Genomic DNA, 25,580 nt, shown 5'->3' with positions numbered 1-25,580 from the left:
TAAGTAGTCAAGGAGATGTTGCAATGAAACTCACTATCAAGCAACTCGCTCACACCCGGCCGTATCTTACCGAGGCTTCGATCCGCTGGTTCCTGTTCAATCGCGCACGAAATGGCCTCTCCTGCGCTGTCATCAAACTTGGTAGGCGCCTCCTTGTTGACGAGGAAAAGTTCGACGAGTGGGTGAATTCCCACCGGGAGGCGTAAATGGCTTTGCTCACCGAGCAGGAGGTAGTCCAGATGATCAATATGAGTGTCCAGTGGTTGCGGCGGATGCGTTGGAGTGGCGGCAGCGCAATATTCGTGAAAAAGCCGGGCGGACAGGGTGGTGGCTTTGGGTCTTCGCAGCCGCCACAGTGTCCCGGAGGAGTTCAACTACCCGTAGGCGGCCTAACTCCGCTTCCTCTTTCCATTAAAACCCCTGTGCCACCTCAACTGGCAGAATATGGGGCCTGCCGCTGGGGGCAACATGGTAAGCGACTCCTTGTTGACGCTGAAAGCTTCGACGACTGGGTCAATTCCCACTTGGAGGCGTAAATGGCTTTGCTCACCGAACACGAGGTATCGCAGAGGGTCAAAATGAGTGTCCATTGGTTGCGGCGGAAGCGCTGGAGTGGCGGCGGCATTCCGTACGTGAAGATGTCGGATGGACGGGGAGGTGCTGTGCGTTATAGGGAAGAGGATGTCGAAGTATACATGCGCAGCAGAGGCCGGCGTTCCACGAGTGAGGAGGGCTAGCTTTGGCTCCCGCGTCTGTATCCGCTGAGCGAGAACTGTTAGGGGCGGTTATGTCCGATGGCAGCATTCTCTCCCAGATGATGTGGCTGGAGCCGCATCATTTCCAAGACGGTGAAATCCGGACCATCTTTTCCGCAATTCAGAGGCTCAAGCCCCTGGCAGGTCCAATCCCGCTATCTCTGCTTGACGAGCACCTCGCAGATAAATGCAGGCGGAGGGACCTATTGGCGCTGGCGGCAAAGCTTTCGGAAACGGATGTCCTTTCCATACATGCTCCACGCCTTGCCAAACTCGTTGTACAGCATGCTAACGAAAGCTCCGTACAGCAACTTGCCTCTCAACTGGTAGAAAATCCAGGTGATCTCGCGCTGCAGAAACAAATTGTGAAGGCTCTGACAACGCCTTTGCCGGGAAATAGCGAGAACGGGGTGTCACTGCTACGGACTGGAGAGGACCTTCGTGCACTCGACGTAAAAGTTGAATGGATCGTTGACAATCTTATTCCTCGCGATTGCGTGACTGTCCTATTTGGAAGAGGTGGGATCGGGAAGACTACTCTTTCTATGATGATGGCTGCGGCGATCGATAAAGGTGTTCCGATTTTTGGAATGTCTACGGTGAAAACAAAAGTCATTGTGATCGACTTCGAGAACAGCCTGCCGGTCCTAAGTGAGCGTGCCAAGAGGACCGCTGTTGACGGTGTCCTTTTTTGGGACTCCAGCTCTAATCCTCCTGGATTGGATGAGCCGGGGTGGGTGGTATACAAGGAGATCCTCAAGAAGTATCCAGGTGCCCTCTTCATCTTCGACACGCTCAGGAGCGCCCATAGCGGCGACGAGAATGATTCGAAGGTGATGTCCTTGGTCATGCGCAGGCTTCGAAACCTACGAGACGCCGGCGCTACGGTCATTGTTCTGCACCATACACCAAAGTCGAATGATCGGCAGTTCAAGGGCAGCGGAGCCATCCTTGATTTGTGCGATCACGTAGTAGCTCTCTTCCAGACACGAAGGGATGGCGATGAAGAGGAGGTCGATGACATTGATGCAATTGAAAAAATCTACCGGTTCGGCACAGGAAAGAAGTCCCGTTACCGACCACACAGAGTGTATCTTAGATTCGACAAAGAGGATGAGCTCTTTACTCTGGCAGAGGATCCGGAGGCGGTGGCAATTGACCATCTGCAGTCAATTATAGGCACCATGTACGATGGCATAGGCCCCAACCAGTCTGCAGTTGTCGCAGCGGCAGAGCGTCACGACTTTGATTTTGGGAGCGCGAGAAAGATTCGTGCGCTTTTAAAAAAGGGGGAGGGCGTCCACTGGGCGGTCACCACCCGGGGAATCAATAATGCCATCTCATACGCACCAATTTAGGTTTTCCGGTTTTGCATCCTCTATAGAGGTTGCAAAACCGGAAAACGCACAGGATGAGGCGCCGCGCACCAGCAAAGCCTCATCTTGATGCGCCTATAACTTGGAGACGTAGATCAACTAAAAGAGACGAAGGAGAGCATGAACATGAGCACGAACATCGATCAGCAGGATCAGGTGGTGGAAGGCCTGGTGCAGGCGGAGAAAACAGGCACCACTGAAGGGCAGAGCAACGTGGCGTTCGTCGACCGCCCGGTGAAACTGGATTTAGAGCTGTGCGAGCAGATTTGCAATAGGGTCTGCAAGGGGCAGTCGCTGCAGTCCATCTGTGAGGAGGACTGGCGCTGGCCCACGTTCCAGGTGACGCTTCGCTGGCTCTCTGAATCTGAAGATTTCGCTGCTTGGTATTCGCTAGCCCTTTCGGAGCAGAAAGACCGCCTCTCGGGGAAGAAATTCCAGTGGGCAGACGCGGACAACGGGAATGGAGGGAAGCCTGTGGACGAGAGTATGTGTACGGCGGACATGACGTATGAGGAAATTGTGGATGGCTTGAAAGCACTTGCCGCCACGAAGGTCGGTGATACAGATGCACTAGCGCTTCTGATCAAGGAAATACAGGCTGATCCGGAGCCGCTGATCCATTTCTCCACGTTGTACCGAAATGGGCTAGCGGAATCGCCCCCTGAGGGAGCCGATGGCGCCGCGCTAGACCTGTGGGGCGCCGCCACCGAGAGCAAGCACGGCAAGAACGAAGAGGATTGAGCCAATGTCCCCGGCACTTACCCCTCAGCAGCAGAAGTTCGTGGACTATCTGCTAGCGTTGCCGCCTGCGGACCGCGCCAAGGCGAAGACCGCTGCAGCACTCCAGGCTGGTTACTCCAAGGCAACCGCCCGAGTGCAGGGGGCACGCCTATGGACGAACAAGAAGGTGGTGGAGGCGCTGGGCGGCGTGGGCAAACCTGTTACAAAGCCTGTTACAAAACCGCCGCGCAAACCTGTTACGTCTCACCGCATGCAGACGGCAGCGGCGCCCGCACCTGCCCCAGAGGCAATGCCCTTAGAAGACCGTCACCAGCGCTTTTGCGTGGAGTACCTGATGGATGGGAACGCCACGCGCGCGTATCAGCGGGTGTACCCTCACAGCTCCTATGAGGCGGCGCGAAGAAGCGCTCACGAGCTCCTGACAAATCCTGACATTTCTGCGCGTATTGCCGAACTCCATGCCGCTCGCATGGCCAGGTTAACTCTCAGTGCCGACCAGGTGCTTGAGCACATCGCCCACATCGCCACCTACGACCCCCGCGAAATGTTCGACGCGGATGGGCGCCTCAAGCCTCTCGATGAGCTTTCGCCGGATGCGGCCCGTATGATAGCGGGTTTCACAACCAAGGCGACAGTGATAGGGGAAGAGAAAGACGGCATCTGCGTGATTTCGAACATCAAGCTTCCCGACCGGCTGCGCGCCCTAGAGATGCTCGGCAAGAATCACCGGCTCTTCGTGGAGAAGGCGGACACCAAAGCAGCTGGGGATGTTCTCGGGGACTTGGCCGAGGTGTTGGCGGAGATAACTGACAGCGCCCCGCCCCTTATGGCGCTCTCCAAACGGTACAAGGTTATCGAAATGAAACCGAACGACGAGGGGGAGTACGAATGACGCCGGAACAGATAGAACTAAAGGAGAAACTTGGGGATCAGCTTTGGCGCTTGAACAACCTCTACAGCGTGATTGATGAGGACGGGCAGAAGGTAACCTTCAGACTACGCCCGGTGCAGCAGATGCTCCTGGACAACCTGTGGTATCAGAACATCATCCTGAAGAGCCGCCAACACGGCGTCACAACCTTTATCTGTATCCTGTTCCTGGATCTGTGCCTCTTCTCCAAGGGGGGCAATATTCATTGCGGCATCGTCGCCCATCGGCAGGATGACGCGAAGAGCTTCTTCGAGCACAAGATAAAATTCGCCTACAACAATCTTCCCAAGTGGTTGCGCACGCTGATTCCGGCAGGCAAGGCGGCGGGGGGACGAGACTCCTCGGAAGAAATTATGTTTGCCAACGGCTCATGGATCACCTGCGGCGTGTCACTCAGGGGCGGTACCTACCAGTACATCCATATCTCGGAGTACGGCAAAATTTGCGCGCAATTCCCCAAAAAGGCGCTGGAGATCAAGGCGGGAGCCCTCAACACCGCGAAGGTAGGACAACATATCTTTATTGAGTCCACGGCAGAAGGTAGATCCGGCGACTTCTACAACTACTGTGAGGCAGCTAAGAACCGCGCGCTGGAGGGGAAAGTCCCCTCCATGCTGCAGATGCACCTGCACTTTTTTGGCTGGCAGCTTGACGCCAAGAACCGCATGGACCCCAAGGGTGTGACAATCACTCAGGAGCTGCACGAGTACTTTGCAGAGCTCAAAGAGAAACACGGGATTGATCTCGATGACCAGCAAAAAGCTTGGTACGTCCACAAGCGGGCGCAGCAGGGCTTGGACATGATGTTTCAGGAGTTCCCGTCCACGCCGGAAGAGGCATTCCAGAAGACAATCAAGGGGGCGTATTACAAGCAGCAGATGACCAGGCTGCGCCAGCAATTTCCGCCACGTTTCGCCGAGGTGCCATGGGAGCCGCGGCTCAAGGTCGATACCGCGTGGGATCTGGGAATGTCGGATACCACATGCATAGTGTTCCGGCAGAAGGCGGGGAGCGAGAATCGGATCATCGACTACTATGAGTGCTCCGGCGAAGGCTTGGCGCACTACACCAAGATGCTGCAGGACAAACCGTACACCTACGGGCGCCACTACCTGCCGCATGACGCCAGCGTGCGGAGCCTAAACGATGCGGTTTCTCGGGAGGACAAGCTATACGAGTTGGGCTTGAGGAGCATCATCACCGTCGAGCGCACGCAGTCAATCGAGGACGGTATCGAGGAGGTCCGCAACTTCCTGGCGTCGTGCTGGTTCGACTCCGCAGCTTGCGAGCGGCTGATCGCCGCGCTTGACGAGTACCGCAAGAAGTGGAATGTGACCACCGGGGATTTTACCTCGCAGCCGCTGCACAACTGGGCCAGCAACCCCGCCGACGCTTTCAGGTGCCTTGCCTGCGGGGTGGCCTCCAACGAGCCCACGATGTCGGACGACTTCCTGAGGCGTGAGCCCGGCTTGAATTGGCGCACTCTGTAAGACGGTGACCACCTAGAGGGGAACAGCAAGTGTGGTGTCGAAAGGATTTTGGGGGCTCTCTTAGGGGCCAACCCTGGGAGTTCCCGAGCTAAGCTCCTCCGCAAAGTCCGGGATCCCGTGGACCAAGAGTGCCTAACTCAAATACCCTTCCCCAGCCATAGCACTAGCCTCTCTTAAGGGGTGCCTGCAAGCCCCCGGGAAGAACCGTCTTCTTAAGGACTTTGGCAGTACAAAGCTATGGCTTCCGGCTATCGCTGAGGATGGAAACCTTCTCTTCTCGGGCTTCTTGCGATCTGCTTTCCTCCGTTCGCAATTGTTCATCACAAACGGCTCGAACGTCCAAATCATGCTGAAATAAAACAGTGGTCCCATTTCACTCCCTGCAGAAGTTCAACTTTAGCGCCATCGACGGGCTATGGCACCCTAGATCCATGTAGGGAACATCCCCAGACATAGCAGACCCCCTACCATAAAAATGGGCAGGGGGTCTGTACAAAAGGCTGAGAATCCTCGAGACGTAAAGTGAGCCCCTGGGTCATCCTTTCTCGTCTTGATGACCTGGAAAAGGTAGAATCAGGTTCATTGAGTCGGTCACAATGGTGGAGTGAACAATTGGGTGAAAAGTCATACGGTAAAGGCATAGCGTCACTCTTTTCTGTTTATCTCTTAGCTCACACGTCTTCTGTTCGGCCCTGCATCCGCCGGTGTCTGCAGATGGCTATGCCGAAGATACCAGCGCCCAGAAGAAGGACGGTGCCCGGCTCCGGTACTGGCGCCGAGTCGTTGGTGATATAGGCATGGACAGTTGCTGTATTGCCGAAACCGAATGCACATCCGTTTTCGAAGTCAACGGTAACCACGTTGCCGTCTGCAAGGTGGAAGGTATCGGGTAAGGTGGCTGGATTCCAGGTAAGGGTTCCCCCGGAGAGGACTCCGAAAAGGGTCGAGAAAACGCCACCGCCACTTCCAGTTGCAGTGATGAAGGGGTCAAGAAACGCGAGGGTTGCGGCAACAGTGTAGCTTCTGTTTATAGCCAGCCCCGATGCTGAGAGGGTGAAAAAGTCGAGCGACTTGATTGCACCGTCGCCGAGTGTGAAAGAAGCCGGACTCAGAACCAAATTTGCAGTAAGGGTACCGAAGGGTGCCGAGTCGGAAACGGTTACTGACGACCCCGCCAAGTCGGGGGTGAACGTTATCGGAGTCGCCCAGACACTCCCGACGAACGCCAAGCCAACTGCCAGTGTTGCTACTAATCCTCTAAACAATTTCCTCATTGTGGAACCTCCCGAATATGAAGTGACGACTATCGCCCTTGGCCGCAGTACTGCAACTTCTATTCCGGTAATGGCCATATTAGAATTGCTGAGCCTTTCGAGTCATGAAGGAGGATCAATGTGGTCCGTGTAAAGCATGAAAAGGGGCAGTATTTGTAAATACTCCTTTACATGGTTTACACCCACACACTGTGCCTAGACCTGCAATCCTTGTATTCAACAAAACATGTAGCTGGAACCATAGAGGCTATTCTCATCTTCGGGGCAGACGTTCTCATTATTGTAGAGGCTGTGAAAAAAACTGCCGACGGGGCCGATCGCGCAAAGCGTAAAGAAGGGGCATACACTTTCCGCAAGAGGCGAGGCCAGGGCTATGAGAGTTCGTGACCTCCCGCCTTTTACAGGACCACTTTAAGGACGCGCCAATCTTCGATCCTACGCATGGCATCGTGTAGCGCCCTGGAGACATTGTCGTTCAGGATCCCTCGCGGAACTTGCCGTTAAACCTTTCTATGAAGCAACTCTGCACGGGTTTTCCAGATCCGATGAAGCGCAAGCGGACGTTGTTTACAAAGCCCATTCATCCATAGCTTTGCTCATAAATTCCGGACCGTCATCGATAATGATCCTCTCGGGCAGTCCGCGAGTCAGTGCGAGACGGTCCAGGACACGGGTTACACGCTGCGCTGGCAGCGAGTGGTCCACCTCCAGTGCTGGGCACTCTTTCGTGAAGTCGTCGACAATAGTGAGGCGCGGCGAGGCTGACAGCGCAGGGCAAAATTAAGGATGCTTCCATGACGTTGTCGGGAATTTTGACGGCTCAGGGTGTCAGCCTGGGGGCGGCGATATCGAAAGGGTGGTTCTTGTGCCTCGGAGCTTTACAATACTTCCGGTCTTGGTATTCATAAACAGCCCAGATGATATGCGAGCTTTCCGCATTTTTGCCTTATCGCTGCATAGTCTGGCTATTGTATCGGTTCCTTCTACTGTCTAGCGGATGTACCGTGCCAAGTCGTGTCTTTGAAACGGTCGCTGGAGGCGGGACACGTCTTGGGCAACGCGCAAAAGGGGACATGTTCCCTTTTCCTGTAGAGGAACCTGTCCCCTTCTTATCGTTGTATGTCATTGGGAGGCGACTGTGAACGTCCAAGTAAACGGTTTGGTCATCTTGTTCGATGAAAGGTCCTTCGCCTGGATACTTGAGCTGTAACGACCTGGAGCGAGCTTCTGCGAAGGGATCATTGTGAAGCGGTAGGCTATGTAATCATAAACTATGAGGCCCGGGACGCCATTCACGTTGCCAAAGATGAATGGGTAGACGGGCTCATTGAAGGCAACCGAAATCGGTGAAACACCCGAAGCGGTAGTTGCCCCGTTGGCTGGTATTTCTGAACCGTTTATCACTTCGGGAGGGGTAACGTCTGGACCAGCACTGGAGGTGAAAGTCCACGTGGCATTGGCTAGTACGAGTGGGTTCCCTGCCTGGTCCGTTGCACTTGCGGCTATGCTCGCGGTATAGGTCGTGTTGGGCTTGAGGCTCTCTGATGGCTTAAAGGTGGCGGTTCCCGCAATGTACTCAATGGAGCCGCGAACAGGTTGAAGTGTCCCTTGTTCAACTAGAGAAAAGGCGTCTTTGACAGATTCTACGTCCATCGGTTCTGTGAAAACAGCCGTAACCGCAGAATTGACCGGTACCGTCGCCTGCGCCGCTGGCACCCACCCTTTCACTGACGGCGCCGTTGTGTCGGCGGACTGCCCCGTGGTGAACGTCCACGTGTACGGCTTAGCAAGTCCGTTGCCAGCCAGATCTTTTACTGTGCTGCTCACAGTTACCGTGTAGGTGGAATCGGTGATCAGTCCGTGATGTGCCAACGTCGCGGTCTTCGACGCTGCATCATAGGAGACAACCCCTTCTACCCCCACGATACTGAAGCTTTCCTTAGAGATCGTGGCAGGGTCCACGGGCTCTGAGAAGGTTACCGTCACGGCACTGTTGATAGTTACACCCATCGTTTCGGCGGCAGGTGTGGTGTAGATGACTGCTGGAGGTGTAGTATCTTTGTTAAGCTCAACAGGGGGATCGCTGGCGGTTCCGGCACCTCCGCCACCTCCGCAGCCTAAAATAAGCCCGGCTAGTATTACGGGAAGAACTCTCGAGATGCTTGTCCACATGACACCCCTCCTGAAATAAAATTAAAATGAACAACAGTGTATATACATTAATACCGCTCTAACACAAGTCAACATCAATGATGATTTTGGGTGCTTCACGCGTGACGCCGGCGCCTCAACCCCTTGTAGGCTTTTTAGTCATCGCTTCAGAGCCGGTGCTACACGTCCAAGCCATTGTTCTTTGCCCTAGGGGGCTGCTAGGGAGGTGCTCAGACAGGGGCAGGGAGGGGCAGATGACCTCAGACCCGATGACTGATACTCCTGACTGGCCCGTAGTGCATCCTTGAGATGAACTCCTTGAGGGTGGAGCAAAGTGTATGCGTCAACCTCCGGCATATCTCAGACCTTAATGTACCCAGTCTCGACCCCACGACTTACCTCTCTTTTTGAGCCGAATGAATCTACTCCGTCACCACATCATTGTGTGGTAATGAGCGACAGGAGAACACCAATACTGTAGGAGTCCGATGCGGCCATCTACCCGTAACTTTTTGTAGATATTGTGCAAGTGGACCTTTACTGTTCCCTCACTTATGCAGAGTATGTCTGCTATTTCTTTATTTCTGTGTCCTCTGGTTACCATCCTTACTAAGTCAATCTCGCGTCTGGTTAGGGACTTTTCGAACACTTGGGCCTTAAGCAGATGTTCCACCGCTCTTATGGCTGTGGAGCGCCCGAGCCAAGTTTGTCCCTCATGCACCGTTCTGATGCACTCCAGGATCTCTTCTGGCGCCATCTCCTTGGTTATGATTCCCTGAATGCCTGCAGCCATCGCTTCGACGGTCTCCCGTTCTTTCTGCTGGGCCACCAAGAGAATTAGCCGGGTCGGCAGGATTTCAGTATTGATGACCCGTGCTACCTCCATTCCACTACTGTCATTTTCCAGATGTAGGTTAACAATTGCGATATCCGGCATGCGTCGTCTAACCGCCTCGACCGCTTCATTGGCACCGGAACAGCTTTCCTCTACGAAATGCCCTTCGGATGCCAATATGCTATTAAGACCCATAAGGTACATCGGATGATGGTCTGCCGTCACGACCCTAAGGCCCATGTCGTCGCCCTCCATTAGATATAGATTAGCTTTCTTTTATGTATATCATTGGTAAATAGATGTCAATCCCGCTCCGCGGAGACGGGTATCGGCATCAGCCTCACAAGAGTCCTGCCGGCAAGGCATGTCCGTATTGCGTAAAGTCATGAGTAACGAGTAAAGGCGGAGGATAAAAGGCCGCTCTGGCGGCTGGTTACCGTTAGTACCGGCTTTCATCCCCCGATGGGTAAAGGCGGACCGCCTTGGCGTGTTTCACCCTCGATGGTTGATCCCTCTGTCACGTCCTTGTCGCAATGGTTCAGCAGGCGCTGAAGGACGGGTGTGCTTTTTCGCATCCCCCGGCAAACCCTATTCCCATCGGTGCGACCGCTTTTTTTAGTCTTCCCTTAATAGTCTCAGCACTTCGCACTCTTCGCCCTCGGTGTGGCCACGGTCCCCTGTTTTCCCCCTGACTTTAGCCTAAGCCGCCCCCCTCGTGCTGGCGCTCCAACTCATTTCACCTTCCAGTGTCGCGGTCGCACGTGGCATGGTGAAGATGAGCTGATCAGCGATGTCTGCTCGTACAGCTTTGAGGCGAAATGGCTGTCGGGATTATTTACACACCCTCTGACGTATTCAGTTATTACTGCCGGACTTTTTTACATTCCTGATTTTGCTATTCTGTTCTTCTTGATTAAGTGTACGATCTCTCATAGCAATTTTGATTGGTATGAGTTTTGCTCGTGGCACCGTGGCCATATGCTCGGTGTTACGGCTTTCTCCGGGGGGATGAGCACGGGTGTAAGGGTGTGGTGGAGAAGCAGGCTGGATTTGTGTAATGCCACTTTCAAATGGAGGGGGAATCAAGTGAGAACTAAAGGAATTCTACTGGGTATTGTCGCAGCGCTTGCGGTACTGCCAGCACTCCCGGCCCATGCGGGAGGTTCGTGCAAAAGCCCGACTGCGCAAATCAGTCCAACGATGCAAACAGTACCGGAACTTACCCGCGGAAGTGCGACTGTGGTCACGCTAAATGGGCAGCCTTCAAAGGATGCCGGAACCTACGAATGGACCCAGATAGGCGGACCTGCAGTTACGCTCTCCGAGAGTAACGCATCGCACGTATCGTTTACTGCTCCAAGCGTGGGCCCGGCTGGAGCTACCCTCAATTTCCAACTGAAAGTCACCGGAGTCGGCGAGTGCTCCTCGTTGGTGAATACGGTTACTACCGCGGTTAAGGTAGAGAACACAAACGGCAGTCCCGTCGCCTCCGCAGTCGTAGTGCCGAGCGAGGCGTTTGAGGGGACAACCGTCACACTTGACGGCAGCGGAACCTCCGACCCTGAGCGTGACTTCTTGACCTATTCCTGGACGCAGGTAGGGGGACCGCCCGCCGCCCTTACGGTAAGCCCATCGAACCCGGCGACTGCAACCTTCACAGCGCCCGCCGTCCCGTATCCAAACGGGGCCTCACTTACCTTCCAGCTCACTGTTTCCGACGGGTACCTTACCTCCTCGGTCACAAAAACAGTTACGGTGAGGTGGCTCAATGACCCGCCGGTCACGCAGCTAAGCTGTGCCTCGAGCGTAAACGAGGGCGCCTCGCTAACCCTTGACGGTGTCACCTCGAGCGACAGCGATGGGGATGGCATTGCCTCTTACGAGTGGAAGCAGCTCCATGGCCCCCCTAACGCCGACATTCCATCCTACGACCCAGCATCGGCTTCCTCCATCACTCTTGTTGCCCCTCTTCTTACGAATGAGTCCGACAGCATGAAGTTTGAGCTGAAGGTTACAGACAAGGGCGGGCTGTACAGCACTGCCGAGTGCGACGTCAAGGTTCTCGACGTCACCGCCCCCGTAATAGATGGCGCCGCTGATCTTAAGAATGAGGCGACGTCGCCCTCAGGAGCCAAGGTAGCCTTTACTTTGACTGCGACCGACAATGTGATCGGTAGGGTGGATGTCAGCTGCACGCCGGCTTCGGATGCGCAGTTCCCACTTGGAAGCACCGAGGTCAATTGCAGCGCCACCGACAGGGCAGGAAATTCCGCTGCGGCTGCCTTTAGAGTCACGGTGGAGGATACGACTCCGCCGGCTATAGCAGAGCACGGCGACTTGTCCGCCGACGCAACCGGCCCCTTCGGAGCCGTAATAACCTACAGCACCCCAACCACCTCGGATATGGTGGACGGAGACGGCACTGCCAACTGCATTCCCGCCTCCGGCAGCACCTTCGGTTTGGGGACCAGCGAAGTGATCTGCAACGCAACGGACAAAGCAGGTAACGCTGCCATGGCGACGAGGTTCAACGTGGTGGTAGAGGACAGGACGCCTCCGACCATTGCTGCACATGTCAGCGTGACTGTTGAAGCAACCGGTCCCGGCGGCGCTGCGGTGATCTACGATAGCCCCGAGAGTGTGGACCTCGTAGACGGAAGAAGCAGTGCTACCTGCATTCCCGCCTCCGGCAGCACGTTCGGCTTGGGGATCAGCGAAGTGATCTGCAACGCAACGGACAAAGCAGGTAACGCTGCCACGGCGACGAAGTTCAAGGTGATGGTAGAGGACACGACGCCTCCGACGATTGCTGCACATGGCAGCGTGACTGTTGAAGCAACCGGTCCCGGCGGCGCTGTGGTGACTTATGATAGCCCCGAGAGTGTTGATGTCGTCGACGGAAGAAGCCGTGCCACTTGCGTTCCCTCTTCTGGCACCACCTTTGCGCTGGGAACAACAATGGTTACCTGCAGTGCACTCGACAAAGCCAACAATGCCGCAACACCCACGATCTTCCTGGTAACTGTTTCCGACACCATCGCCCCTGTAATTGAAGGACGTGAGGATGTCATCTCTACGGCCACCGGTGTCTCGGGCGCGGCGGTCACTTACCTTAGCCCCGCCACCACCGACACCGTCGATGGCACTGGCAGCGCCACCTGCACGCCGACATCCGGGAGTCTCTTCCCGATAGGCGCTACCACCGTTACCTGTACTGGGAAAGACAGGGCGGGCAACGTAGCGAAAAATACCACTTTTGCGGTGAAGGTTACTTATGGAATCAATGGCCTGCTCGCTCCATACGATCCCAAGAAGGTATACAAAATCAAAAGTGCCGTCCCGCTCAAATGGCAGTACACGTCCAATGCCGGCGCCGTGTTGCCCACGTCGACTGCGAAACCAACGATGCTGATCTACAAGTCAGGAAGTAACGTTGACGATTCTGAGCCGATTGCGTTGGACGATACCGGCACTAGCGGGTACCAGTACGACAGCATCACCAATAACTGGCAGTTCAACTGGAAGACCACAGGGTGGAGTGCCGGAACCTACGACGTGTACATCCGAAGTGAGGTCACCGGGCAGCTGAACGGGCCGTACAAGGTTCAGCTGGGCAATTAACGGGAAGGAGAGTTGTTGTAGATGAGGCGGAGCCGGGTGGCTCCGCCTCCGATACGCTAGCGGCGAAGTCCAGCATGAGGATTGCGAATCGAGCAGTTTTCATGGGCGAATCAATGATAGTAGCAATGGGGCGATAGGCGGGGGATGGCAGGGCCGTTGACAACCCTGCTGCCGAAGGAAGTTATGGGAATACTTATCCCCTAGCGGCCTTTGCGATCCGATATACACTGGCAACCCCTATGCCTAAAGTGACAGCAATCGCGTTTTTCGTCTTCCCCTGCTCCAGTAGTTGCAGCACCTCGGCACTCTTGGCCCGCGCTGTAGGTACCCGGCCCTTGTACTTGCCCTGAGCCTTAGCCTTGGCAATCCCTTCTCGCTGCCGCTCCAGCATCATCTCGCGCTCAAATGTGGCGATTGCGCCCAACATGGTCAACATGAGCTTCCCGGTAGGCGTGCCGGTGTCCAGGTTGATGTTCAGGATCTTGAAACTGACTCCCTTGGCGGTGAGCACATCCACGATGTTCAATAGGTCCTGTGTGCTCCGGGCAATGCGGTCCAGCTTACAGCACACCACCTGGTCCCCTTCCCGCACATAATCCAGCATGCTCGCCAATTGGACTCTCTTCGCATCGACCCCGCTCTTCTTCTCGCTGAAAATCTTACTGCACCCTGCCGCCTTCAACTGCTCCAGTTGGACTTCCAGATGCTGCTCCGTGGTGCTCACCCGAGCGTAACCAATTATCTTGCCGTCCCTCATGGCAGCCTCTCTTTCTTCAATCATTTATCCTTAAGATGTTCTGATAGTACTATCTATCAAGCGTAAAAGCAATGTGTGTGATAGTTGTTTTCGATGCTAGTGCGTCTATCGCTTGGGCATGGCCTATTGATACGCGAGCTGCTTCCGCTCCGTCAGTTCTCCTTCGATCGTGCGGTAGACCAATATGCCCCAAAATTGCCTTGAGTGCAGATGAAGTTGGGGAAGTCGCTGCGGGCGAGGCGGGAGTTGGCGTCTATGCGTGTAAAATTGCCCCTTGCTCTTGCCGCTCTCGCTGGCAAGTGCCGCAGAGGTATTCGTAGGCGTCTCCGAGGATGTCGTCGTGTTCGGCGCAGTTCTTCGAGAAGTCCGAATAAGCTCGGCGAGGAGCGGTCGATGGTGGACCGCCACCAACGTGATCAGCATCTTTAAGAAGCCGGAGCTGTCCCTCCGAGGTCAGCCGCATCATCGCCAATGTCGTCGGCATCTCCCCTTCCAGCTCCGTGGCGTCCACCAGCGCCTACGACCCTCGGTTCGGGGTAGTTGCTGCTGGAGGTGTCGGATCAGGGCGGGGACAGCACATCACCCTGAAAGGGCAGGACGTGAGCACCGCCGGTCTCGCCCGGATGAACATGATCCTGCACAACTTCCCAGTCCTTTCGGGCAACACGCTGGCGGCACCGAAATTTAAATACATGACGAGCAGGTGAGAACCTGACGACAACGTCGTTGCCAATCCCCTCTTTTCCGACAAGACCTGGAGCACGGGCCTCATCCCGTCCACCGATCTATACCAGTGCTTCAAGTGGGGAGATCTACCCGCGAAGCAGGGGGGACTTCGCCTACCTGCTGCACATCATCGGCTCCATGAAGAGCAACGGCAAAGGTGGGTGCATCCTGCCGCATTGAGTGCTCTATCGCGGGAATGTGGATGGGGGGACTCGTCAGCAACTGGTGCGGACTGGTTACCCGCAAATGAAGTTAGGAATATGCAGCCTGGCCGGATGTGGCCGGACACGGTATGAATTGTGCTCACTGGTTACCTTCTTCTTCCCACAATGCTGCAGGTTTTGCACCACTCTGGATGCCCGAGATGATGTCTGGAAAGGAAAATATCATAATACTCGCTTTACAAGAAGAAACTAAGGATGGTAAAGTCCCGCTCCCGTAATGTGGTGTTTTGAAGTTTCATGCCCTTGGATAAAGTATGTGTCTATGGCAGGCATCAAAGCCGAAGGCTCCGTCTGTACCCACGCCTTGCATCCACAGGAGCCAACAAAGGAAAGGAGATCGAAAGTTGAAAAGAACAATCGTTTCTGTTGCGTGTCTGCTCAGCCTGCTGTCAATGAGTGCGCCGGTATTTGCTGAGTGCGGATGGAGTGAAGGCGACTACATCCAGGAAGAAGGAAAATACCTCATGGCCGATTCGTGCACTATCTACGGCACAATAGAATTCGTGAACAAGGCATGCAACAAGGTTAAGGTAAATGTCAGCAAGATAACTAACGCTTTCGGAATGCGGGTTGATGCTACCTGCCGTTATGACTTAGGAGAGGCATCTGTTCATGACGTGGTGTGGATGAACGTAAAGCCGAAATAGGCACTCAACTACCTTAAATCACGAAATGGATCATAGGCTTTTTCTTTATCAAAAAAGCCTATGATCCATTTCGCTCTCACCCGCAAGAGCGCTGCTAGATGGCCGACGAAGCATTGGCAGGAATGCACAAATTTTTTAAGCATCGCTGCAGGCTTCTGTCCAGAATCCTCCAACACGCAAAGCACAAGCACCTGTTATCGCAAGAGTACTTCACCGTTGACGGCATGCCTGATCGTCTGTAAATATGCAAAAAAGGTAAACTATAACACACGTTCGTTTCTCCTGGTGTACAGGCCTTCATTATGACTCCATCGTTCTTGGGTTTGGTAACGGCAGAGATCAGGAATAGTTGACTCGTATTACTCAGGCCGTGAGGTGCAGGAGTTAAGCTATAGCGAACCTTAGGATGTCAGGGCTTGGGATCGTTGCTGTTAGGACGGTTCATGGCTCTGTTCCACGGCTACGGATTCAACTGCTCTACTAGGGGCACTTCAAACCGTCCTGGGCGAATGGTTCTTTAGTCCTGGAGGCAATGGTCTTCTTGGGTTCGTTTGTAGCTGCGATAAGCTCAGCTGTGATTTATAATTTGGAACGATCAGTCGTCATCATAGTGGTAAAAGTCACAAAGCTTTGATGAAGCAGAAAGATAGAAATGAACACAATGGGTCCAGGATCTTCTGTCGGGAACTTGTCTATCTCAGCCAACGCTGATCGTGGCACCGGGAGAGGGATCCAATGCTGATAATCCTCTCTGCACTTAGCATCATCTCTACCTTCTGGCTGATGTGGCACCCGATTTATCCGTCAGAACTTGGCATCCTGGCGGCCGGCTCGCTTACGGCGCTTATGGCCGCCATGACAATGCACTGGGGGTGGCGCCGCGGCAGCAATGCCGTTACCATACCCCTTCTGTGTTCGCTCTTTTGTACCGGAATGGCAGTCGCATTTGGCGGGCTTTTTGATCATTTCGAAGTGGTGCTGGCAGATTCGCAGGGAAGCAGCTTTTACGGAGGAATGCTTCTGGGAGAGGCGGTGGCTCTCACCATGTGCCATCGGGCCATGGGCAGAAGCCGCGAAGTAAAACAGCCTGATTTCCCTTTTTGGGAGTGCATAGCGGGGGGGGTACTTTTTGGAACCTGTCTCGCCGCCGGTATGCCACGCCTAACATCCTCCCCCTCCGTGGAGACGTTAGGCGTGGCATCGATGCTCTTCCTTACTGTGCTCGTCTTCTGTCTTCTGTTGAGCGGAGATGGTCTGAAACAGATCGCCCCGCAGAGATACATGCTTTTTCGCTGGTCGATCATTTGCCTTGGAGCTGTTGTGCTCCGATGTTCCTCGATCTCCCCAGTAGATCTTTTGGTTTATCCGTTGTGGTCGACCTTTTCCATCATCATCGCTTGCCGCTTCCTTCGATCGCATGGATGGTTTTCTACGGGGTCTTCATTCGCCTCTATTATTCTCTCCATCGGCTTTCTGGAAGCGTATGCCTCCATCCCCCTGGCTATTGCAACTATTGCTTCCCTCTCCCCAGTGCTATCCGACGCGATCCAGCGAGACCTGAATGACCAACTCAGCCTCCTCACTGGGGTTGTACTGGCACTTTTTTTCATACAAGGACTTGTACGCTTGAAACGGGCGAAACGCCCGACTTTTAGGCTTGTATCGCTGCGGCCGTCATGGAATGTGGTTTCGCATCGACTGCTTGATTCGACACAAGTTGCCGCGGTGCTATTTGCCGGGCTACTACTCCTGGTCTTCAGGACCGCCCCTGCGAAGGATATTCAACTCACACAAACGCTGGCCCCTGCGGCATCACTTCTACCGTCTTCGGAGCGGTTATTAACGGCGCTGGCGTTCAAGGATTACTACCTCTGGAGTGAGAAGGTCCGGCTATCTCCGGGCATCATCTTGTCCGCTGCCAATTCCAATGCTGTCATCAACCGCCTGCGGGCACCTCTTGACCATTACAGTTACTCAGAATCAGCTGCAGAGGCCTACGACGACAAGTTCAAGGGAGAGTATCAGGGATTCGGTTTCCACTGGGTGAAACAGGGCGATAACTGGTGTGTCGGCGAGGTGCATCCCGGGTCGCCTGCAGAAAAGGCCGGAGTCCTCAGGGGGGACAAGGTAGTAACGGTAAATGGGCACTCGGTCGGAGTGAAAGAGCATCCCGGTGATTACTTTAAGCGGGGAAGGCAGGAGATGGTCTTCTCCCGCGGTCGTGGGACCTTCACGGCCGCCCTTGCTCGCGGGAAGGTGACTTCTCGCCGCCCGACATACTTCTTCTTTAAAGATCATGGCAAACGAATCGGGTACCTGCGTTTTGACAATTTTTATCCGTGCTTCGCACCAGAGGTTCTACGGTTTCAGCGTGAGGCTGAAAAGAGCGGTGCTCGTCAGCTGATAATTGATCTTCGCTACAATGGCGGCGGGAGTGTTTTCCAGGCGGCAGAACTGGCCTCCTGGTTGATAGGGAGCAGGCACAAGGGTGAGGTGGTGATGCGTATGGTCCCTCCCGTCAAGTATGCACGAATGGGAGAAACGTATAGAGTTCCCAAGAGCACTCTGTATCCGGGTGCGAAACGGGTGGCGTATATAACCAGTGAAGAGAGTTGTTCCGCTTCCGAATCCCTGATCTACGCAACTGCACCATACCTGCCTGTAACGGTGATTGGAGAGAAGACCTGTGGAAAGCCATGGTTCATGAGTGAGGTCCGCCTTGGTGATAAAACCCTCGACATCCTGTCAGGCGAGGTTGAGAACTCCAGGGGCATGCTGATCCCCATTACCGGCATCCGTCCCGATATATCCGTCAAAGAGGATTTGACTGTGCCCGCTGCGTCTCCCGGCGATCCCCTCTTCCATGCGGCCGTCAAGGCTGTAGCAGCTCCAATGTGATTTTTTGATATAGGAAGAGGAATCCCCATGAATGTACGACTTGCATCCCGGCGCACCCTTTTCCAGGTCCTCGCTATGATACTGTGCAGCGGATCTCCAGCTCTGTCCACTGACACCTCTGAACCACGCATCGTCACCTGGGACTTAGGCACCTACTACAACGGATGCGCAGGAACCGCAAAACTGGACAACGGTGCACGTTTCGTGACTGCCGGCGGCGACCGGGTGATTCGCATTCACAACAGCGCCACAGGCAAGGTCGAGCGGACGATAACCGCCTATGCTGACAATGGGGATGGTGGCGATTTCTGGTCCATAACCGCCTCTCCGGACGGGAAACAGATCATCGCTGGGGTCAACTTCGGTGGGGTGGGGGAGATCATTGTTGATCGTCTGTTGCACAAGGATAAGGCCACAGTCGGCGCCGCGGTGTTCGACCGTGAGAGCGGCAAATTGCTTCGCCAATTGGACGGCCACCGGATGCCGGCTTCCCGCGCCTTCTTCACGCGTGACAATCGCTACCTCATTACTGCTTCGCAAGAGGTACTGGCGTGGGATCAGGGCACAGTGGCGGGGAACGGTGAACCGAAGGTGGTGATTCCCTCTTTGAGCAAGGAGGTGCGGGAGAGCCGCCTCATCTGGGCCGCCCCCGCGGGAAATAACACTCAGTCCCGCATCCTGATGTCTCTTATCGACAACAGGCAGACCATCAATCTGCTGGAGATCCCCACAGGGCGATATCTTGCCTCAACGCGGCTACCGAGCAAAGCCGTAAATGTTGAGACCACCGAGGACCGTGTGGCGTTTGCTCTCGAGCAGGGCGGAATCTTTCTTGTCGATGCCGATTTGAGACAGGTAGCGACCCTCGCCCCTGATACCAAATTCTTTGATGTCTCCTTTTCCCCTGACGCGCAGCATATCTTGGCCTGTGTTGGCGAAAAGCCGTATGGGTGTTTCGCGGGCCGGCGATCTGCCGGATACGCTTTGGACCCGAGCAAGGTCACCATCGCGACGAAGGAACCGGTCCGAGCCTCCTTTCTGAGCGCGCAGCGTGTCCTTCTGGTATCGGCGGATGGTGAAATGCACATCCATGACCTTGCAAGCGGCAAGGACGAAGTGGACATCATTCCCCGAGCTCCAGTCTACATGGGCGCGGGGTTCTCGGGTTCATCCGTCGTACTCGGTTCCGACACGACAGAGTGCAGCCGCGCCGTCGACCTTGTCACAGGCGGCGTGTCAAAGTGCTCGAGCGGACAGATCATCGGCGCCGCGCTTCCCTCCACATGGAAGGAATACCGGCTCAAGCGCGTGAGCAATTCCAAGGGAGAGACGGTGTATGCCGTGGCCAAGGGGGACACCGTTTCGGCAGTCCTCGATACCGTCAACGAGGAGACTGATGCTGGATTCCTCGACTCAGGGCTTGTAGCCTCTAAGTATCTTGACGGGGTCATCCTGATCACTACATTGAGCGGGCGAAACGTAGCTTCCATGCAGGGGCATGTAGGAACAGTCGTCTCCATGCGCCAACGCGGCGACTTGCTGATCACCACAGGCAGCGACCACACCATCCGTTTCTGGGATATCTCACCTTTGCGCAATTCCCAACTGAAGCCGTTTCGCATCCGGATAGAAAACGTTCTCCTTGCCAGTGACGCCGCAAGGGCCGGTCTCCAGGCAGGCTGGGAAATCGCCTCGGTAAACGGTAAGGGCTTCGCCTCGATCGCCGATTTTCGAGACATGATCGCCATGCCGGGCACCTACACCTTCCAAGTCGCAAAGAAGAAAGGTGGGCACACCGACGACGTCGCTTTTTCCAAAAGCCGGGCGACCCTTGGGATTGAGCTCGCCGCGAGCGGGGAGCTTGACCCCACTTTCCACCTGATCAAGATTTACCCCCTTGCCAGTTTGATCGTCACCAACGACGCCGAGTGGGCCCTCTGGTCGGAAAAAAAGGACCAGCAGGTAAACGATACCCGTCCGCTTCGCACGGCTTGCTACGCTGCATCCTCCCAGGCGCACAACATACTCTCGTGGAGGATGAACCAGGGGAATGGCAAGGAGTCGATTCTGGTCCCGTTTGACCGGGTCAAGGAGTATGACGCTGCCCTGCCTAAGCAGGTAGCCCAATATCTGCGCGAGCTCGCTTCTCCGTCTACTGCGGATCTCAAACCGGCACGATTCGAGCGCGCGGGGCAAGAGCTCATCGACCGTAAGAGCGAGTTGGTGTGGCTCCGGGACGCGAGAGCTATCATCGGAACCCCGATTGGCGGAATGGCACGTTCTCTTCAAGCCGTGAATGCGGAGACGCCCGCCGGCCATGACGATTGGCGATATCCCACCGAAGCGGAGGCTCGGGATTTTTTCGCTGCGATTGATGGAGAGAAGCGGCGGGTCGGAAGTTTTCTGGAGGAAAGTCGTATCGACGTCTTGCGCCGTTTCGGCTTTTTGGGTAGCGACCTGTTCAAGGCGATTGCGCTTCAGTCCCCGGCAGGGAGCGCCTGGTCCCTGAAGACCAACTCTCCTTTCGTCCCGGGCGAGAAGGAATACCTGGACGTGCTGCTGGTCAGGAGAGGCGAATGATCAAACGAATTGTTTTTTTTCTCAGTCTCGTCATCCTCGTGCTCAATCTCGCAGGTTGCCTTGGAGTTGGTTACGACCAGTTTAATCGGAGAGAGGAAACTGAAACCAATGTTGAGTCGCTGAAGAAACAATATGGCATCGAGACTGAGGGGGCGGTTACTAAGGAAGTCTTTCTCCAGGGGCGCACACCTGACAAGGTGGAGCCGTCGGGTGAGTACGAGCGGCTGATTTTTTACGACGAGGGGGATTGGCGGGGAGGAGTATTCTGGCTCGATGTTGTGGTCGTTCCCATCCCGATCCCTTTTATGATGTACTTTGGCAAGGAGAGGGCGGAATGGGTTTTCCGAAACGGGGAACTGATACAGCGCCGCTACATCGGATCCCACATGAGCACCTCGTGCTTCTGCGGGTTCTTCTATGAGTTTGAGCGGACCGGTGACATCCAACCCGCCTGCGGGTGCGAGTAATTTAGGGCAGATGTAGTCTACCTTAACAACTTCAAGAGGTTCCTGATGCTGCGCATTATTGCTTTGTTTTTGATGCTATTTGTCATGCCAGGATGTCTTTACGCCGGCACCACGAGGTACGCGCCAATTGAACCCCATCATGACAACGTCTATGCAGCCCGCTTCACTTCGGACGGCAATCGCGTTGTCTCCGTTGATACCTCTGACGGCGTACTGATCGAATGGGACTTTCTTGCCAACCGCATCCTGCGCAGGGTAAAGGCTCCTTTTACCACCGCAGATATGGGTGTGGCTCTCACTCGCGATGCAGCCAAGGCCGCCTTTGTCGCCGCGGATGGCCGAGTTGTCACATACGACCTCGCCAGCGGCAAATTCCGCGATATCCCCCTGCACATCCCGCGCGATAAGGATCCAAAACGGGAGGCATGCTGTATTGCCATCTCTGATGACGGCAGCGCTCTCTTTGTCGGCGATAGCTATGGCGTGCTTTACCGCTCCGAGGGCGGGAAGCCGTTCGTTCCCTTTGCCAGCGAAGGGAAGATCAACATCAAGAACGAGCAGGTCACAGCTCTTTCCGTCTCCCCCGACAGCAGGAGGCTGGCCGTCGGGCGGATCGGGATGATCAGGGTGATCGATGCAGGTACCGGCGCCCCCGTCTGGATGATCCCACACGATGAGATCAGCTTCAGCGCCAGCATTTCTTTTTCCCCTGACGGCAGGTTCATCTCTGCCGGCATCCCCGGCCGCATCACTCTGGATCATGCCAATCAGGACTTGCTGGTGTGGGAAGTCGAAGGCGGGGGGATCCGCCACAATTTCAGGATGGTCGATGGCATGGCGTTCTTCGGAGGGTTCTCGCGGGACGGTAAAACGGTGCTGGCAGCCTCTAGTCGCAGTTCCTACCTCTTCGACTTCGACTCCGGGAAGCAGATAGGCTATGCCTTTCGCCCCAGCGAGGTCAACAACTCCCGATTCCAGATGGATATGTCACCAGACGGCCGTTACCTCCTCATCACCGGAGTCTCCGGTCTGTTGAAGGTCTACGAGGTAGCAAAAATCCTCGTAGAAAAGGAACCCGAAGCACTTGTTTCCCTAGAAAGCCGTGTATCCAAGGTGGAAGCTCTCGAGTTCTCCCCCGACGGGATGGCATTGCTCATTAGCCACGAAACGGCTATGCCCCAAGTGTTCGATCTTCAGAGTAAAAAGATGCTCGAGCGTCTGGATGATCGGCACAACATTTCGTCTTTTCGTTTTTCCAACGGAGGGCAAAAAGTCGTAGCTGTCGGTAAGTACCATCTGGGCCAATGGATGTGGCCATCACTGACCGCTCTTCCCGGAATCGAATTTGAAGATGGCAACGTGCAGTTGGGAGTTTCCGCCGATGGGACAACTGGGGTATCGCTCGCACGAGACGTCCTCAAATATGAGGACGGCATCAACTGGAGGATCCCTGAGTTGCAGATGCTTGACCTCACGACTGGCAAGACCACCAAGAAATTCCTGCTGCGGGACCTGCAGGACACCATTGCCCGTTTCTACGAGCTCCGCTGTATCGACTTTGTTGCCGAAACCGCCACAGTGCTCGATACGGACGGTCGCGGGCGTGACCCGGAAGGCCACAGGCCGAGCACCTGGAACTCTCCCGACCGCGCGCTGGTGTACTCGCTAGTCGACGGATCACGACTGCGAGAAATAGCCGCTGGATCGCACGCGGGATCATGTAGCTGTGAGAAAGGAGCCTTTGAAGGCGCCATAGAGGGGAAAGCGGAGAAGGAGGAGCCTCTGCACCATTACAAGTTGTTTGTCAGTGGACGCTACTCTATGCGATCGGACAACGGACTTATCATCGTCAAGGACAATCAAGGCCAAACGAGTTGGAGAGTAGAGACTTTCGCCACCCCCTTCGAGTCATGGGAGCATAGCAATCAGATAGAAGCAATGGCAATTTCTTCCGATGGCAAGATGCTCGCAATCGGCACGAACAAGGGTGACGTCGGATTGTACAACGTGCATGAAGGACGTTGGATCGGGACTTACCTCTACCTCGGGTACAAGGAATGGATCTGGTACACCAGGAAGGGGATCGCCAATTCCAGTGCACACGGCATGAATCTAGTCCAAAAAGAAGTCAACGCCTCGCTTCGCTGAGTTGGCAGTTTGCTTAACCAAAAAGCAAGAAAAAGTTGAGGTCTTTTACCTGCAGCACATGCCTTCCAACATTAGTGATGTATGTCATCTGTAACTGTCAATGTGATAAGTGTGAATTTTCGAGGGAAATACCTGCAGACAAACTACCGACGAAAGCAACGAATGTAACTTGTTCTCGCTAGAGGAATGTATTCGTTGCTCGATCCTGTGCGTGCACAGCAGGGTTCCGTATTCGCTGATACCTCTGAAGAGGGTATGCCGGGGTCAAGCGAAACCAGACACTTCACGGCTTTAGTGCCCCTTTGTGGCGGCTTATTTCTTCTCGTATTGACAGACTCGAATAATAATGCAACTGCAAAAGCAGCAATGACCGAGTGATTTTTTATATAGACTGCAAGGATTTGTAAATAAGCTATGCCTTAAGGTAAATTCTGTGGCATCTATGGACATTGACACCGAAAAAAAAGCTGGTGCATGTTTGCACCAGCTTTTGGATTCAACATCTTCTCTTAGCTTAGGGCTGAAGGCTTTAGTAGAGCGGACGGTTAGTCAATGAACTCCTTGACGAATGAGCGCAGCGTCGCCCGGTAGGTTATGAGCGCCTCTTCAAGCTGTGATGCCGCCTCAGATTTCATGATGTCGACGTCATATTCGACAACAACTGCATTACTGTCTGATATGTACACCTTAGCGTAACGAGTGATCGCGTTCCACTTGTTGATCCGCGCCAGGTCGATAGTTTTGCTAGTCTCGAAACCTGAATGAAACTGAACGCTGCTGCATGTGCCGGCCTGGCAGTCGTACGCGATCACGAATGCCTTATATCCATCGACCTTGAAGGAAGCGCGAGGAGACCCATCTGAATCCAGCTTCACCTCTGCTTCGGTACCGAAACGTCCGAAGGCCTTCTTCAGGCTCTCCTTTGAAACCGGGCGTTTCGACGTCGACGCCGCTGACGCAATACCGGATAAACTTACTGTCCCTATAAGGACTGCCGCAATAAGAACGCCCATCTTGAACCGCATGAAAACCCTCCATTTGAAATTTGAGATAACATCGTTAGCTACTGGGCGAAGATACTAATCATAAGCATCTGCTCACGTCAAGAAATTGTGTGTGACGGCAACTCTTTTGATGGCGGAGATCGCCTTATAAAAACATCGCCATCCTTCAAGAATTGAATTTGTGTGTCAATCGGCTTTGAAAATTGACCCACCATCGGCGTCCAAAATTTACCCACCCCAGGTAGCGTTTTTCAGTTCTTGATTCTGGTCTTGATTCTCCAGCTGTAGTTCCCCGTTTCGATGATCTCGCAGTGATGTGTGACCCTGTCGAGGAGTGCCGTGGTCATCTTGCCGTCGCCGAAAACCTGTGGCCATTCTCCAAACGTGAGGTTCGTGGTGATGATCAGCGACGTCCTCTCGTAGAGCTTAGAGATCAGGTGAAACAGGAGTTGCCCGCCGTTTTTCGAGAACGGCAGGTATCCCAGTTCATCGAGTACGACCAGATCGTGTCTGGCGAGCTGTTCAGCCAGCCTGCCGCCGTGGTTGTCGAGCTTCTCCTGCTCCAGCTGGTTCACCAGGTCCAGCACGTTGAAGAAACGGGCTTTCCTGCCGTCACGGATGCTCTGTTTGGCCACCGCAATGGCGAGATGCGTCTTGCCGGTGCCGGTGCCGCCGACCATGATGACGTTGGTATGATCGGCAAGGAAGCTCCCCTCAAACAACCGCCTCACCTGCATTTCATTGACGGGCGAGTCGGTGAAGTCGAACTTGTCCAAATCCTTATCGACCGGGAACTTAGCCAGACCCATTCGGTAGCGGATGCTTCTTGCTTTGCGCTCGGCCATCTCCGCTTGCAGAAGATCGTAGACGATCTTCTCCGGCGTAGCTCGGCTCTTGATCCCTGCGGCGACGATCTCGTCAAAGGTGACCTTCATTCCGTAAAGCCCGAGATCTC

Annotated in this window: 19 protein-coding genes and 2 pseudogenes; 14 read left to right on the top strand and 7 right to left on the bottom strand. The window is 54.7% G+C overall.

All coding sequences use genetic code 11. The annotated features are described in order from the left end of the window. The first annotated feature begins 23 nt into the window (after nt 1-23). The 6 genes from LPW11_RS04125 (at nt 24) to LPW11_RS04105 (ending at nt 5,293) form a co-directional block, all read left to right on the top strand. Nucleotides 24-206, top strand: coding sequence for a hypothetical protein (locus LPW11_RS04125; RefSeq protein WP_230996868.1), 183 nt, complete (start codon nt 24-26; stop codon nt 204-206). Nucleotides 207-536: 330 nt separating this feature from the next. After that, complete coding sequence (locus tag LPW11_RS22485; protein ID WP_442899803.1) at nt 537-737, top strand: helix-turn-helix transcriptional regulator; 201 nt, start codon at nt 537-539, stop codon at nt 735-737. A 2-nt stretch (nt 738-739) separates the two neighbouring features. Beyond that, nucleotides 740-2,113 carry an AAA family ATPase gene (locus LPW11_RS04120; protein WP_269145385.1) on the top strand — a complete coding sequence of 458 codons (1,374 nt, stop codon included), beginning with the start codon at nt 740-742 and terminating at the stop codon, nt 2,111-2,113. Nucleotides 2,114-2,257: 144 nt separating this feature from the next. Beyond that, on the top strand, nt 2,258-2,872 hold the full coding sequence (locus tag LPW11_RS04115) for a hypothetical protein (protein ID WP_230996866.1): 615 nt from the start codon (nt 2,258-2,260) through the stop codon (nt 2,870-2,872). 4 nt (nt 2,873-2,876) lie between these two features. After that, nucleotides 2,877-3,764 (top strand): terminase small subunit, encoded by an 888-nt coding sequence (locus LPW11_RS04110; protein ID WP_230996865.1) that lies wholly within the window; start codon nt 2,877-2,879, stop codon nt 3,762-3,764. Then, nucleotides 3,761-5,293 (top strand): hypothetical protein, encoded by a 1,533-nt coding sequence (locus LPW11_RS04105; RefSeq protein WP_230996864.1) that lies wholly within the window; start codon nt 3,761-3,763, stop codon nt 5,291-5,293. The genes LPW11_RS04110 and LPW11_RS04105 overlap by 4 nt, the downstream gene beginning before the upstream one ends. A 671-nt stretch (nt 5,294-5,964) precedes the next feature. Here LPW11_RS04105 and LPW11_RS04100 read toward each other — a convergent pair. From LPW11_RS04100 to LPW11_RS04090, 4 genes are all read right to left on the bottom strand, one after another. After that, a complete protein-coding gene (locus LPW11_RS04100) occupies nt 5,965-6,567 on the bottom strand; it encodes a PEP-CTERM sorting domain-containing protein (protein WP_230996863.1) in 603 nt (200 codons plus the stop codon). 567 nt (nt 6,568-7,134) lie between these two features. Then, a complete protein-coding gene (locus LPW11_RS22480) occupies nt 7,135-7,311 on the bottom strand; it encodes an integrase catalytic domain-containing protein (protein WP_442899816.1) in 177 nt (58 codons plus the stop codon). Nucleotides 7,312-7,689: 378 nt separating this feature from the next. Further along, on the bottom strand, nt 7,690-8,739 hold the full coding sequence (locus tag LPW11_RS04095) for an Ig-like domain-containing protein (protein ID WP_230996862.1): 1,050 nt from the start codon (nt 8,737-8,739) through the stop codon (nt 7,690-7,692). Nucleotides 8,740-9,148: 409 nt separating this feature from the next. Next, on the bottom strand, nt 9,149-9,793 hold the full coding sequence (locus LPW11_RS04090; protein WP_230996861.1) for a LuxR C-terminal-related transcriptional regulator: 645 nt from the start codon (nt 9,791-9,793) through the stop codon (nt 9,149-9,151). Nucleotides 9,794-10,531: 738 nt separating this feature from the next. Here LPW11_RS04090 and LPW11_RS22475 point away from each other — a divergent pair. Next, a pseudogene (locus tag LPW11_RS22475) lies at nt 10,532-10,954 on the top strand (PKD domain-containing protein); the annotation flags it as partial. Between the two features lie 30 nt (nt 10,955-10,984). Next, complete coding sequence (locus tag LPW11_RS04085; RefSeq protein WP_331001609.1) at nt 10,985-13,174, top strand: HYR domain-containing protein; 2,190 nt, start codon at nt 10,985-10,987, stop codon at nt 13,172-13,174. 193 nt (nt 13,175-13,367) lie between these two features. Here the strand turns inward: LPW11_RS04085 and LPW11_RS04080 are convergent, their stop codons facing one another. After that, nucleotides 13,368-13,955, bottom strand: a complete 588-nt coding sequence (locus LPW11_RS04080) for a recombinase family protein (protein ID WP_230996859.1) — start codon at nt 13,953-13,955, stop codon at nt 13,368-13,370. Between the two features lie 476 nt (nt 13,956-14,431). On the opposite strand from LPW11_RS04080, the gene LPW11_RS04075 reads away from it, so the two are divergent. The 6 genes from LPW11_RS04075 (at nt 14,432) to LPW11_RS04050 (ending at nt 23,621) form a co-directional block, all read left to right on the top strand. Then, complete coding sequence (locus LPW11_RS04075; RefSeq protein WP_230996858.1) at nt 14,432-14,638, top strand: SAM-dependent methyltransferase; 207 nt, start codon at nt 14,432-14,434, stop codon at nt 14,636-14,638. Nucleotides 14,639-15,225: 587 nt separating this feature from the next. Then, a complete protein-coding gene (locus LPW11_RS04070; RefSeq protein ID WP_230996857.1) occupies nt 15,226-15,528 on the top strand; it encodes a hypothetical protein in 303 nt (100 codons plus the stop codon). 735 nt (nt 15,529-16,263) lie between these two features. Further along, nucleotides 16,264-18,426: a S41 family peptidase gene (locus tag LPW11_RS04065; protein ID WP_230996856.1), complete on the top strand. Its 2,163-nt coding sequence runs from the start codon at nt 16,264-16,266 to the stop codon at nt 18,424-18,426. Nucleotides 18,427-18,453: 27 nt separating this feature from the next. After that, nucleotides 18,454-21,006, top strand: a complete 2,553-nt coding sequence (locus LPW11_RS04060) for a hypothetical protein (RefSeq protein WP_230996855.1) — start codon at nt 18,454-18,456, stop codon at nt 21,004-21,006. Next, the gene (locus LPW11_RS04055) at nt 21,003-21,473 is read left to right on the top strand and encodes a hypothetical protein (protein ID WP_230996854.1); all 471 of its coding nucleotides are present in this window, start codon (nt 21,003-21,005) and stop codon (nt 21,471-21,473) included. The genes LPW11_RS04060 and LPW11_RS04055 overlap by 4 nt, the downstream gene beginning before the upstream one ends. 45 nt (nt 21,474-21,518) lie before the next feature. After that, complete coding sequence (locus LPW11_RS04050; protein WP_230996853.1) at nt 21,519-23,621, top strand: WD40 repeat domain-containing protein; 2,103 nt, start codon at nt 21,519-21,521, stop codon at nt 23,619-23,621. A 545-nt stretch (nt 23,622-24,166) separates the two neighbouring features. On the opposite strand, the gene LPW11_RS04045 is transcribed toward LPW11_RS04050, so the two are convergent. Further along, nucleotides 24,167-24,646 (bottom strand): YbjN domain-containing protein, encoded by a 480-nt coding sequence (locus tag LPW11_RS04045; protein WP_230996852.1) that lies wholly within the window; start codon nt 24,644-24,646, stop codon nt 24,167-24,169. A 230-nt stretch (nt 24,647-24,876) separates the two neighbouring features. Next, a pseudogene (istB, locus tag LPW11_RS04040) lies at nt 24,877-25,575 on the bottom strand (IS21-like element helper ATPase IstB); the annotation flags it as partial. Between the last annotated feature and the right edge of the window lie 5 nt (nt 25,576-25,580).

This window comes from Geomonas sp. RF6, assembly GCF_021044625.1.
Lineage (GTDB): Bacteria > Desulfobacterota > Desulfuromonadia > Geobacterales > Geobacteraceae > RF6.
Note: the sequence above shows the minus strand (reverse complement) of the source record. Positions and strands in the feature narration are given on the sequence as shown.

Bases quoted from the DNA above. Each gene is read 5' to 3' on its own strand.
- LPW11_RS04045 (WP_230996852.1), bottom strand. From the start codon at position 24,646: ATGCGGTTCAAGATGGGCGTTCTTATTGCGGCAGTCCTTATAGGGACA.
- LPW11_RS04095 (WP_230996862.1), bottom strand. From the start codon at position 8,739: ATGTGGACAAGCATCTCGAGAGTTCTTCCCGTAATACTAGCCGGGCTT.
- LPW11_RS04105 (WP_230996864.1), top strand. From the start codon at position 3,761: ATGACGCCGGAACAGATAGAACTAAAGGAGAAACTTGGGGATCAGCTT.
- LPW11_RS22485 (WP_442899803.1), top strand. From the start codon at position 537: ATGGCTTTGCTCACCGAACACGAGGTATCGCAGAGGGTCAAAATGAGT.
- LPW11_RS04080 (WP_230996859.1), bottom strand. From the start codon at position 13,955: ATGATTGAAGAAAGAGAGGCTGCCATGAGGGACGGCAAGATAATTGGT.
- LPW11_RS04055 (WP_230996854.1), top strand. From the start codon at position 21,003: ATGATCAAACGAATTGTTTTTTTTCTCAGTCTCGTCATCCTCGTGCTC.
- LPW11_RS04060 (WP_230996855.1), top strand. From the start codon at position 18,454: ATGAATGTACGACTTGCATCCCGGCGCACCCTTTTCCAGGTCCTCGCT.
- LPW11_RS04100 (WP_230996863.1), bottom strand. From the start codon at position 6,567: ATGAGGAAATTGTTTAGAGGATTAGTAGCAACACTGGCAGTTGGCTTG.
- LPW11_RS04125 (WP_230996868.1), top strand. From the start codon at position 24: ATGAAACTCACTATCAAGCAACTCGCTCACACCCGGCCGTATCTTACC.
- LPW11_RS04090 (WP_230996861.1), bottom strand. From the start codon at position 9,793: ATGGGCCTTAGGGTCGTGACGGCAGACCATCATCCGATGTACCTTATG.
- LPW11_RS04115 (WP_230996866.1), top strand. From the start codon at position 2,258: ATGAGCACGAACATCGATCAGCAGGATCAGGTGGTGGAAGGCCTGGTG.
- LPW11_RS04050 (WP_230996853.1), top strand. From the start codon at position 21,519: ATGCTGCGCATTATTGCTTTGTTTTTGATGCTATTTGTCATGCCAGGA.
- LPW11_RS04110 (WP_230996865.1), top strand. From the start codon at position 2,877: ATGTCCCCGGCACTTACCCCTCAGCAGCAGAAGTTCGTGGACTATCTG.
- LPW11_RS04065 (WP_230996856.1), top strand. From the start codon at position 16,264: ATGCTGATAATCCTCTCTGCACTTAGCATCATCTCTACCTTCTGGCTG.